Source organism: Blastomonas sp. UPD001 (genome assembly GCF_003426715.1).
Taxonomy (GTDB): Bacteria; Pseudomonadota; Alphaproteobacteria; order Sphingomonadales; family Sphingomonadaceae; genus Blastomonas.
In genome coordinates this window covers 247,503-258,633 of sequence record NZ_QKVT01000001.1, presented here as the reverse complement: position 1 = coordinate 258,633, position 11,131 = coordinate 247,503, and the positions used below count along the sequence as shown (strand labels likewise).

The following is an 11,131-nucleotide window of genomic DNA, read 5'->3' as shown; positions in this document are numbered from 1 at the left end:
GGATCGAGGCGGAACAGGATGCGCTGGCCAGACAGGCCGGGTTCAAGGACCGCAGCGCCTATTATGCCGAGCGCGCGCGCCTCAACCCGCCGCGCCAGTTCGACGACGCCGCGCGCAAGGAATATCTCGACAGCGCCAATGCGTTCGTAAAGCGCACGCGCAGCCTGCTCGGCCCCTATTTCAACACGCTGCCCGCCTATGGCATCGAGGTGGTCCGCGAACCCGCCTTTTCGGAAGTCGCGGGCGGTGCGGCCCATGCCTCCGCCCCCAGCCCCGATGGCGCGCGCCCCGCGCGCACCTATGTGCATCTGGTCGGCACCGTGCCCGATCCGGCGGCCAAGTACACCTTGATGTGCCACGAGGCGGTGCCGGGGCACAACATGCAGGGCGACATCCAGGTCCGGCAGAAGAGCGGACCGCAGTTCCGCGCGGTCACCGGCTATGTCGCGTTCGGCGAAGGCTGGGCGCTCTATGCCGAATCGCTGTGCAAGGAAATGAACGCCTTCCCCGATATTGCTGCCGATTTCATGCGGCTCGATGCCGAGCTGTTCCGCGCGGCGCGGCTCGTGGTCGATACCGGGCTGCACGCCAAGGGATGGACCGAGGACCAGGCGGTCGAATACATGAACACCACCGGCCGCCAGCCGATCGAGCGCTCGCGCTCCGAAATCCGGCGCTATATCACGCTGCCCGGCCAGGCCACCGGCTACAAGATGGGCATGCTCAAGATCGTCGAGCTGCGCCAGAAGGCCGAAAAGGCGCTGGGTCCCAAGTTCGATATCAAGGGCTTTCACGACCTGCTGATCGCATCGGGTTCGCAGCCGCTGTCGATCCTCGAACGCCGGGTCGATGACTGGATCAAACGCAGTCAGAGCTGACCGCGCGGCGGAGCAAAAGCGGGTTTCGAACAGAAACCTGCTTTTGCTGGCGCGCTTATGCCCTATATGGGCGGCACCGAGCGGTCCTGTTTGCCGCGCGAGAAGACGGACACGCCGCCATTTCTGACCCCGCCACCGCACCTCTAGAGATGACCCCCACCGATGCCGGATCGGAAGAGACCGGCGTGCGCGCGGCTGCGGTGCCCGCTGCGTCCGGGGGAAGGCCCGGCGGCGCCAAGTTCCTGACCGGCAGCCTGATGCGCCACGTCGCGGTGATGACGCTGACCTCGAGCGTCGGCTTGCTCGCGCTGTTCGTGGTCGATTTCGTCAACCTCTTCTTCATCTCGCAGCTGGGCGACCCGGCGCTGACCGCAGGCATCGGCTTTGCCAGCACGCTGCTGTTCCTCAATTCCTCGCTCAATATCGGGCTGATGATCACGATCAGCGCGCTCGCCGCGCGGCGTATCGGCATGGGCCGCGCCGACACCACGCGCGCGCTGCTCGGCGAAGTGCTGCTGCTCGGTATCGTGCTGTCGGCCATCATCGCAGCGATCTTCTGGACCTTCGCGCCGCAATGGGTCGAACTGATGGGCGGCAGCGGCACCGCCAAGGACGCGGCGGTCAGCTATATCCGCATCGTTGCGCCCTTTGGACCGATCACGGTCACCGGCATGGTCTGTTCGGGCTTCCTGCGCGCCTATGGCGATGCGCGGCGCGCGATGAACACCACCTTGGCCATGGCGATCGGCAATGCCGTGTTCGATCCGCTGCTGATCTTCGGCCTCGATTGGGGATTTGTCGGCGCGGCCTGGTCGACCGTGATCGCGATCATTCTGATGGCAATCACCGGGGTGGTGCCGATCCTGCGCCATTATGGCGGCTTTGCCATGCCCTCGCGCGAGAGTTTCGCGGCCAATCTTGCCGACATCCGCAAGATCATGGTGCCGGCGGTGCTCACCAACCTGGCGACGCCGGTGGGCGGCATCATCGCGTTCCGCCTGATCGCGGTCTATGGCGAGGCATCGGTGGCGAGCTATGCAGTGATCGGACGCATCATCCCGCTCGCCTTCTGCCTGCTGTTCTCGCTCTCGGGTTCGATCGGCCCGATCATCGGCCAGAATTACGGCGCAGGGCAGCTCGGCCGGGTGCGCGGTACCATCGACCGCGCCGTCATCTTCGCCGCCGGGTTCACGCTGCTGATCTGGCCGGTCCTGATCCTGGGGGTCGATACCATCGGCTGGCTGTTCGATCTGCCCGCCGGCGGCATGGATCTGATCCACGCCTTCGCCTGGGTGGTGGTGCCCTTGTTCTTCTTCAACGGGCTGCTGTTCATCGCCAATGCCAGCTTCAACAATCTCGATCGGGCTTCCTGGTCGACCTGGACCAACTGGGGCCGAAACACGCTGGGCGTGCTGCCGCTGGCGATGCTGGGCAGCCAGCTGGCGGGCGCGCCGGGGGTGCTGATCGGCCAGGCGGTCGGGGGCGTGCTGTTCGGGCTGGGGGCCTATTGGCTGACCCGGCACAGGGTCAACCAGCTTCAAAGAATATAGGTTAACCGGTTTGGCGACAGCCCGGCTTGCGGCTATTCGTGCAACCATGTCTCCCGAACACGGTTTTGCTGCCTGACCATGTCGATTCCCGATACCCCTCTGATCTCGGTCATGATGAGCGTGTACAACGCCGAGCGTTATGTCGCCGAGGCCATCCAGAGCATTCTCGGGCAGACCGAAGGGCGGTTCGAGTTCCTGATCGTCAACGATGGCTCGCGCGATGCCTCGGGATCGATCATCGACCGCTATGCTGCGCAGGACAGCCGTATCCGCGCGATCCACCAGGACAATCGCGGGCTGATCGCCAGCCTCAACCGCATGCTCGACGAGGCACGCGCCCCGCTGGTCGCGCGGATGGACAGCGATGACGTGTCGCGGCCCGAACGGTTTGCGGTGCAACTTGCCTTCATGCAGGCGCATCCCGAAATCGCGGTGCTGGGCACCAATACCGACGAGCTCGACGCCGACGGCGCGTTCTTCCCGTGCAGCGATTTTCATCCCGAGCATCCGGCCGACATCCGCGAACGGCTGATGGTCGCGAGTGCGATGTGCCATCCCTCGGTGATGATGCGCCGCGATGTCATCCGCGCGCTGGGAGGCTATCGCGCCGCGTTCCGCCATTGCGAGGACTATGACCTGTGGCTGCGCGTCAGCGAGAGCCATGACCTGTACAACCTGCCCGACCGGCTGTTCCTCTATCGCCGCTCGCCCGATCAGGTGAGCGAGAGGCACATCCTCGTCCAGGCGATTGGCGCGGCCTGCGCGCGCTATGCCGCGCAGCAACGCCGCGCGGGACGTACCGACCCCTTCGAGGGTGCGGCGGCGCTGCCCTCGCTCGATCAGATCGATGCGCTGCTCGGCAGCTCGGGCGTCGGCGCTCGGATGCGGCTCGAGGTGATCGACAGCATCAAATACTCGCCCGAAGCGATGAACGGCGGAGGGCTGGAGCTGATGCAGGCGCATCTTCGCGAAGGCGGCACCAAGCAGGGCTTCTGGCGCACGGCCGGGCGGATGGTGAAAATGGGCATGATCCCGCAGGCGCTGACCCTCTCGCTCGATCTGATGCGCTACTGATCGCGCCCACCCCTCGACTTTTCAGAACGTTAACATTGCCCGCCGCCGGTGTCCCTGTGCGAGACAGCGCAAATTGGTCGCTGATTTGGTAAGGGTTTTGCGCTATCGCGACGCTGTGACGGCGATCATATCGCTACCCCTGCAGTCAGGATACCGCCCCTCCCCATGTCTTCGCGCTTCGCCTTTCTCTTGCGTGCCCAGGGCACGATGGGTCTGCGCGAATGGATAGCGTGGCTGCTGCTGGCGCTGGTGGTCTCGCTCGGGGCCTCGCAGATCGTGCGCGCCCAGCGCGCGGACGAGGCCGAAGGTGCGCCGCGCTACCAGCCGAAGGAGGGCATGGCCTTCGAGCATGCCGGCGAGAATTTTCCGGGCTCCGCCTTCTATTATCTCGACGATTCGGGCTCGCTCGCGCTCGCCACTCCCGCGGTGCTGACCAGCAACGAGCTCGGCCTGAGCACAGGAAGCGACATGGTGCGCGGCCTCACGCTCGCAGGGTCGCCGCTCGATCACGCCCGCGCGCTGCAATGCCTGACCGCGGCGATCTATTACGAGGCGGCGATGGAGCCTGATGCCGGGCAGCAGGCGGTGGCGCAGGTGGTGCTCAACCGGGTGATGCATCCCAGCTATCCGAACACCGTGTGCGGCGTGGTCTATCAGGGTTCGGAGCGCGCGACCGGTTGCCAGTTCACCTTCAGCTGCGACGGCGCGATGGCGCGCGCACCCAGCGCGATCTACTGGGCGCGCGCGCGCCGCGTCGCCGAACGCGCGCTGGCGGGCTATGTCTATCGCCCGGTCGGCACCGCTACGCACTATCACACGACCGAGGTGTCGCCCTATTGGGCGCCCAGCCTCGACTATATCGGCACCATCGGTGCGCACCGGTTCTACCGCTGGCAGGGCGCGGCGGGGCGCAGCCTCGCCTTCAATGCCCGCTATCTGGGCGGCGAACCCTTCCCGGGTCCCAAACCGCGCACGGTCTTCACGGTCGCGACAGGCGTCGATCCGCTCGACCCGCTGGTGCTCGCCAAGGCCTATGAGGCCACCCGACGCCTGCGGCATTAACCATCTTCGGCAACCAGCTTCGCGAAAGCGGGATTAGCACCTGCTATCCTATCGTCGGCAAAGTGCGGCTTTGCCCGAGGCCTGCGCGTCCCGATTTGGGACACGCCAGCCCGGTGCGCTGCTCGCCATTTGTCCCCATGAGCCAGGGAGGCGCGAAAAAACCGTCGAATTTTCTGATATTTGGACCTCATCGAGAGCCTGTCGACGACCAAAACCGGATCCGCCGCCCCGCCATAAGACAGTTGGCCAACGAAACCTTCGATCCGGGGCAAATTTGCATTTGGTTAACCGGCTGCAGGGTATGACGGTTTACGAGGAAGTAACCACATGAAGTCTGTCGCCACTCGTAACAGCAAGAGACCGGCCAGCCCGATGCGCATTCTGCTCATCTGGACGCTCGTGTCCGCCTTGCTGTTCGGGGTGGCCGAATTCGGCGAGCCGATGGACGACATCTTCCGCATCGCACGCAACAAGATGCGCGAGCATAATGCCAGCGGTCAGGTGCTGGTGGTGGGCATCGATAATCTCTCCCAGCAGGAAGGTGGCAATTGGCCATGGAGCGCCAATGAATATGCCCAGATGGTCGATCATTTGGGTGCCGCCGGAGCACGGCGCATCTTCTTCGATTTCCCGATCAACGGCCTTGCACGCGATCCCGCTGCCGGTCAGCTGGTCGATGCCCTCAAATCGAAGTCCGGCAAGGTCTATATGGCCGCGGATTTCTCCGAGGATTCGGCGACTGGCAAGCGGAGCATGCTGCTGCCGCCCCCGGAAATGCGGCAGCATGTCCGGCTGATCAACACCAATGTCTGGATCAACGGCTACAATATCGTCTGGAACGGCCGGTTCTACAATCAGGTCGGGGATCTGGTGGTACCATCCATCGGCGCCGAGCTCGCAGGCGTGCGTGGTGCGGTCGGGGAAGAATTCCCCATCGACTATTCGATCCGCCTGAAATCCATACCCTATATCAGCGCTGTCGAGGTTCTGCGCAACGAGGCGATCGTCAGGCAGGTTAAGGGCCGCGACGTCATCATCGGAACCAATGCGACCGGCATCGGCAACCGCTATTCCGTGCCCGGCCAGGGGCCTTCAGCCAGTGTCTTCGTGGCCGCTCTGGGGGCTGAAACGCTTCTTGCAGGCAAGCCCGAAACCTATGGCTGGTGGATCCCCTTCTCGCTGGCCCTCGCGGTGACCGCCCTGATGATGCGGGTGTCGCGGCGCTCGCTCGTGCTGGGAATGGTCGTCCTGCTGCCGATAACATCGATCGGCCTGCCGCTGATCCTCGAATCGTCGGGTCTGTTCACTGCCATCATGCCGGCCACGGTCCTGATGCTCGGCTCGATGGGGCACCTCGCCTGGAGGCTGCACCGCCAGCGGTTCGACGAGCGCGGGATGGTCAACGAGGTATCGGGCCAGCCCAATCTCAACGCGCTGCGATCCGAAGGTGCTGAAACGCAGGACGGGCTGATCGCCGCGCGAATCCACAATTATGCCGAGGCGGCCACTGCGTTGCCCGCTGCGGCGGAAAAGGAGCTGGTCGAACAGATCATCCTGCGCCTGTCGCTCGGCAATGGCGGCTGCAAGGTCTATCAGGGCGACGAAGGCATCTTCATGTGGCTTGTCCCCGCCGCATCGGTCAGCAATGTCGGAGATCAGCTGGCGGGCCTCAGCGCGATCTTCCGCAGTCCCGCCAATGTGTCGGGCCGCCTCATCGATCTGGGAATCGCCTTTGGCGTCGATGCCGATCCGGGCCGATCGATCCAGAGCCGCATGTCGAGTGCGCTGTTGGCCTGCCAGGAAGCGCAGAATGCCGGCGAGCACTGGCGCGTCTATGATCCGACCAAGCTGGAGGCGACCGAATGGCGCGTGACCATGCTGGGCGAGCTCGATGCCGCGATCGACAATGGCGAGGTCTGGGTCGCCTTCCAGCCCAAGCTCGACCTGCTGTCGGGCGAAATCTGCGGGGCCGAGGCGCTGGTGCGCTGGACGCACCCGGAAAAGGGGCCGATCAATCCCGAAGAGTTCATTACGGCGGCGGAGCGCCATGACCGCATCGAGAAACTGACCGAGCATGTGCTCAACCGCGCGGTGCAGGTGGCGGCCAGCCTGAACAAGGGTGGGCGCAAGTTCGACATGGCGGTGAACCTGTCGCCGCGTCTCATCGGCCACGCAAACCTCAAGCCGATGGTGGTGCAGACGCTGCGCCGCCACGGCCTGGCGGCTGAAAGGCTGATCCTAGAGATCACCGAAACCGCGGCCATGTCGAGCGCCGAATCCGCGATGCAGGAGCTGCGCGACCTGCGCAGCATCGGGCTGCAGCTTTCGATCGACGATTATGGCACCGGCTTTTCGACGCTCGATTATCTCAAGCGCTGCCCCGCCACCGAGCTCAAGATCTACCGCAGCTTCGTGCGCATGCTGGTGACCAGCCGATCGGACCGGATCATGGTCAATTCGACGATCGAACTGGCTCATTCGCTCGGCGAAGAGGTGGTGGCCGAAGGCGTCGAGGACAACGAGACGCTGCAATTGCTCGGCCAGATGGGCTGCGACAAGGCGCAAGGCTATCTGATCGGTCGCCCCATGCCGTTCGAGGCGCTGGTGGATTATCTCGCCGACCATTCGCCCGCCAAGGCCGCCTGACCCCAAATCCTACCCCGGACTATCGAACCCGCCCTTCGCCTGCGGCCCTGTTGCTGCGTCCGTACGCCATCGCATAGGTTAATGGCTTGTTGACCATTTTACATTCTGTTAGCCTTGTCTTGGACGCGTTTCGTATTTCGCGTCCGAAATGGAGTGCTAAAAATGGCAAAGCGTACCAAGCAGCCCGTGCGCGGATTCTGGGACTGGCTCCTGGGCGGCGGCTGGAGCTGATTCGAGGTTTTTCACGAAACTTCAATCAGGTGGCCCCGGTTGAAAGACCGGGGCCATTTTCTTTGTGCTGCCCTGAACAGCGCCCGATCGCCGAGAAATGCGGGCGAATTGGGGTACCCGGACGGGCGGTCCGGCCAATCAAGCGGCAATAGTGATTCGAATTGGTTAACGCGCGCGGGCCGCGTTTGAACAATGACGAGCCAGGAAACAGTGTATCCTTGGCGTTATTCGCCGGTAAATCGCGGCGCGCGTTTCTCGAGAATGGCGTCGATCGCCTCGCGATGATCGTCCATCTGCTGCAGCACCCCCTGCCAGATCGCTGCCTGATCGAGATGTTCGGCAAGGCTCACGTCGCGCGCGTCCTTGATAAGCCGCTTGGTCTTGCGGATCGCGGCGGGCGGGAATTGCGCGACCATGTGCGCCAGTTCCATCGCGCGGGCGATCAGCGTTTCGCCGGGAACGACCTCCGACACCAGTCCATAACGCTCGGCCTTGCTGGCATCGATGAACTCGCCGGTGAGCATCATCTGGGTCGCCCTGGCATGGCCGATGATGCGCGGCAGCAGCCAAGCGCCGCCATCGCCCGGGATGATGCCGACGCGCAGGAAGCTTTCGGCAAACACCGCGTCTTCCGCCGCGATCCGGATATCGCACATCGACGCGAGGTCGCATCCGGCTCCGATCGCATGGCCGCGAATGGCGGCGATGACGGGGACGGACATCCGCTCCATGGTCAGCGGGATGCGCTGGATCTGCGTCTTGTACCAGTTCTCGAGCTGCATCGGGCTCATGTGCTGCTCGGCGGTGAGCGCCTTGATCTGCTTGATATTGCCGCCCGAACAGAAGCCCGGACCCTCGCCGGTGAGCACGACGCAGTCGATATCGGGATCGGCATCGGCCGCTTCGAGCGCAGCGACCAGCGCGCCGATCACCTCTTCGGACAAGGCATTCCGCGTTTCCGGGCGATTGAGCGAGATCGTCGCGATCCGGCCCTCGACCGCATACAGCACCGGCGGCGGCACCTCGCTGGTCGTGCGCGCAACCCGGTCGGCATAGGCCCCGCCGTGGAACAGCAGCGGCGGCTTGCCATCGCTCTCGTAATCGATGACCTCGCCGACCATGATGACGTGATCGCCGCCCTCGTAAAGGTGCCGTGTCGTGCAGACGAGGCGTGCCGAGCAGCCCTGGATGTTGGGCGGCCCCTCGGCGCCGATATCCAGCCCGGCAAACTTGTCCTCGATCCGCGAGGCGAAGCGGTTGGCCAGTTCGTCCTGATCGCTCGCGAGAATATGCACCGCAAAGGAGCCCGCCTGTTCGAATGCCACCATCGACCGCGCGGAGCGCGCCAGCGACCAGAGGATGAGCGGCGGATCGAGCGACACCGAGTTGAAGCTGTTCGCTGTCACCCCGACCGGCGCGCCATCCGCGTCGCGCGTGGTGACGATGGTGACGCCGGTGGCGAACTGCCCCAGCGCATTGCGAAAGGTCTTGGGATCGAAATGGGCCATGCCCCTGCCCTAGCCGCACCCGATCGGGGCACGCAACGGCTAATAGCGGGTCTCCCTGCCGGACAATTTGCTTGGCCCGGTTTCAGGCGGCTTGTACACTGGCCGCCAACACACGGAGCGGCGGGGCAGCAACGGCGATGAGCGGCGAATTCGAGATGGCGGGCGCGATTGCCGAGGGCGGCATGTGGGCGCGCGTCGCCGAACCCGGGGCGGGCGAGGCGCATGCCGAGGGTCATGGCAAATGCCTCAATTGCGGCACCGTCCTGACCGGGCCGCACTGCCACCAGTGCGGCCAGGCGGCGCATGTCCATCGCTCGATCTCGGCCTTCTGGCACGACATCCTGCATGGCGTGCTGCATTTCGACGGCAAGTTCTGGAACACGCTGCCGCTGCTCGCCTGGCAGCCGGGGCACCTGACGCGCCGCTACATCCATGGCGAGCGCGCGAAATTCATCAGCCCGATGGCGCTGTTCCTGTTCGCGATCTTCCTGATGTTCGCGATCTTCTCCTATGTCGGATCGCCCAATTTCACCGGAGAGAAGCCGGGCTCGGCCTCGGCCGACGGCGTCAATCTGGTCGACATCAACAACAGCGACTGGCGCGGCACGATGCGCGCCGAACTGGCGAAGCTGGAAGCGAAGATCGCCGAGCGCGAGGCCGAGCTGAAACAACTGCCGGCCGATTCCTCTTCCCGCCCCAAGATCGAAGCCCAGATCCGGGATCTCAAATCCGATGCCAACGGGCTGAGCTTCGCGACCGGCGGCAAGCCGCTTTATCCCGAGCTGCTGGCGGAAGACGGCACCCCGCTTCCCGAAAATTTCGAGTTCAACACCGACGTCAACACCGGCTTCCCCGCGTTCGACGCCTGGATCAACAAGGTCGCAGCCAAGGCCAAGAAGAACCCCGAGCTGCTGCTCTACAAGATGCAGTCGAACGGATACAAGTTCGCCTGGCTGCTGATTCCGTTATCGATCCCGTTCGTCTGGCTCGCCACCATCGGCAAGCGCGGGCACCATTTCTACGACCATGCGGTGTTCACCACCTATTCGATCGCGTTCATGTCGCTGCTGTTCATCGTCGTGACATTGTCGGTCAAGTTCAACCTGATGCCGGGCCTGGTGATCACCGCCGCGCTGTTCTACGCTCCGTTCCACATGTACCGCCAGCTGCGCCATGCCTATGGCACATCGCGGATCGGCGGCGTGTTCCGGCTGGCGCTGCTGCTCGGCTGCACCGGCATCGTCGTGCTGCTGTTCCTGACGATCCTGATCAACCTGGGGCTGATCGGGTAATGGTGCCGGCGGTCAGCTGCCGAAAAAGCGCCGCTTGATATCCTCGGCCAGCCGCGCGGGGCGCAGCGTTTCGGCATCGAGGCAGCACCAGCTCGACTTGACCTCGGCGAGCACGTCCTCACCGCGGCGGATGATCGTCTCGTAGAAGGCGCGCGCGCCGTGCACCTTTTCGAGCATCACCGATGCGATCACCTGATCGTCGAGAAAGGCAGGCTTGCGATAGGTGATCTCGTGCTTGAGCGCGACCCACAGATGCTCGGCCACCGCCTGCGGCGGCGCGATATTCTGCCAGTGCGCGATGACCGCATCCTGCACCCATTTGAGATAATGGGCATTGTTGACATGCCCCATGAAGTCGATCTCGGACGGATCGACGCTGATGGGATGGTCATGGCGGATGGCGGCGGTGTCAGACATGCGCGCGAGTGTAGCGATGGCAGGCGCTTTACGGAAGCGGAAATGCCGGAGGCTGCGACGAGCCCCCGGCATCAGTCGTCTCGTCAAAAGGCGTAGCGCGCTATCACCTGGAAAACGGGACCAGCCTCTTCAGCTTCGAGTTCATATTCGTAGAAGCTGCGGTCGATCTGGTCCTGCACGGTGGTGAACTTGTTGAACACCTCGCGCTTCTTGCCGTTGAGCAGATTCGAGCCGACGGCGCGGATCGTGAAGCTCTTGCCGAAACGCTTTTCGATGAAGATTTCCAGATCGGCCCCATAGGTCGTGGTTACCTCCTCGCCGACGACGCGACCAAAGGCGCGGCCCTGCTTGCGATAAGTTGCACCAAAGGCTGCAGCAATTGACTTCACGTCCTGGATCGCACCGAAGTTGTAGACGAACTTCGACTGATCGTTGAATCGGCGATCACCAAAAATATCGGTAATCTCGCTGTC

Annotated in this window: 8 protein-coding genes and 1 pseudogene; 6 read left to right on the top strand and 3 right to left on the bottom strand. The window is 63.8% G+C overall.

Features of this window, described 5'->3' with window-relative positions; genetic code table 11:
* From DM995_RS01260 to DM995_RS01240, 5 genes are all read left to right on the top strand, one after another.
* On the top strand, positions 1–878 hold an 878-nt coding region (locus DM995_RS01260; RefSeq protein WP_157973266.1), incomplete at its 5' end, for a DUF885 domain-containing protein.
* A 149-nt stretch (positions 879–1,027) separates the two neighbouring features.
* Complete coding sequence (locus tag DM995_RS01255; RefSeq protein WP_116968235.1) at positions 1,028–2,428, top strand: MATE family efflux transporter; 1,401 nt, start codon at positions 1,028–1,030, stop codon at positions 2,426–2,428.
* Positions 2,429–2,506: 78 nt separating this feature from the next.
* Entirely contained in the window at positions 2,507–3,502 is a 996-nt protein-coding gene (locus DM995_RS01250; RefSeq protein ID WP_232823966.1) for a glycosyltransferase, read from the top strand.
* A 165-nt stretch (positions 3,503–3,667) separates the two neighbouring features.
* A complete protein-coding gene (locus DM995_RS01245; RefSeq protein ID WP_232823965.1) occupies positions 3,668–4,564 on the top strand; it encodes a cell wall hydrolase in 897 nt (298 codons plus the stop codon).
* Positions 4,565–4,936: 372 nt separating this feature from the next.
* Entirely contained in the window at positions 4,937–7,210 is a 2,274-nt protein-coding gene (locus DM995_RS01240) for an EAL domain-containing protein (RefSeq protein WP_198669215.1), read from the top strand.
* Positions 7,211–7,665: 455 nt separating this feature from the next.
* On the opposite strand, the gene DM995_RS01235 is transcribed toward DM995_RS01240, so the two are convergent.
* Positions 7,666–8,949 carry an enoyl-CoA hydratase-related protein gene (locus DM995_RS01235; RefSeq protein WP_116968233.1) on the bottom strand — a complete coding sequence of 428 codons (1,284 nt, stop codon included), beginning with the start codon at positions 8,947–8,949 and terminating at the stop codon, positions 7,666–7,668.
* 137 nt (positions 8,950–9,086) lie between these two features.
* Between DM995_RS01235 and DM995_RS01230 the strand changes: the two genes are divergently transcribed.
* A complete protein-coding gene (locus DM995_RS01230; protein WP_116968232.1) occupies positions 9,087–10,241 on the top strand; it encodes a DUF3667 domain-containing protein in 1,155 nt (384 codons plus the stop codon).
* A gap of 12 nt (positions 10,242–10,253) precedes the next feature.
* Here the strand turns inward: DM995_RS01230 and DM995_RS01225 are convergent, their stop codons facing one another.
* The gene (locus tag DM995_RS01225; protein WP_023838241.1) at positions 10,254–10,658 is read right to left on the bottom strand and encodes an acyl-CoA thioesterase; all 405 of its coding nucleotides are present in this window, start codon (positions 10,656–10,658) and stop codon (positions 10,254–10,256) included.
* Between the two features lie 83 nt (positions 10,659–10,741).
* Positions 10,742–11,131 (bottom strand): annotated as a pseudogene (locus tag DM995_RS01220) (TonB-dependent receptor plug domain-containing protein); the annotation flags it as partial.

Bases quoted from the DNA above. Each gene is read 5' to 3' on its own strand.
- DM995_RS01240 (WP_198669215.1), top strand. From the start codon at position 4,937: ATGCGCATTCTGCTCATCTGGACGCTCGTGTCCGCCTTGCTGTTCGGG.
- DM995_RS01245 (WP_232823965.1), top strand. From the start codon at position 3,668: ATGTCTTCGCGCTTCGCCTTTCTCTTGCGTGCCCAGGGCACGATGGGT.
- DM995_RS01255 (WP_116968235.1), top strand. From the start codon at position 1,028: ATGACCCCCACCGATGCCGGATCGGAAGAGACCGGCGTGCGCGCGGCT.
- DM995_RS01250 (WP_232823966.1), top strand. From the start codon at position 2,507: ATGTCGATTCCCGATACCCCTCTGATCTCGGTCATGATGAGCGTGTAC.
- DM995_RS01225 (WP_023838241.1), bottom strand. From the start codon at position 10,658: ATGTCTGACACCGCCGCCATCCGCCATGACCATCCCATCAGCGTCGAT.
- DM995_RS01235 (WP_116968233.1), bottom strand. From the start codon at position 8,949: ATGGCCCATTTCGATCCCAAGACCTTTCGCAATGCGCTGGGGCAGTTC.
- DM995_RS01230 (WP_116968232.1), top strand. From the start codon at position 9,087: ATGAGCGGCGAATTCGAGATGGCGGGCGCGATTGCCGAGGGCGGCATG.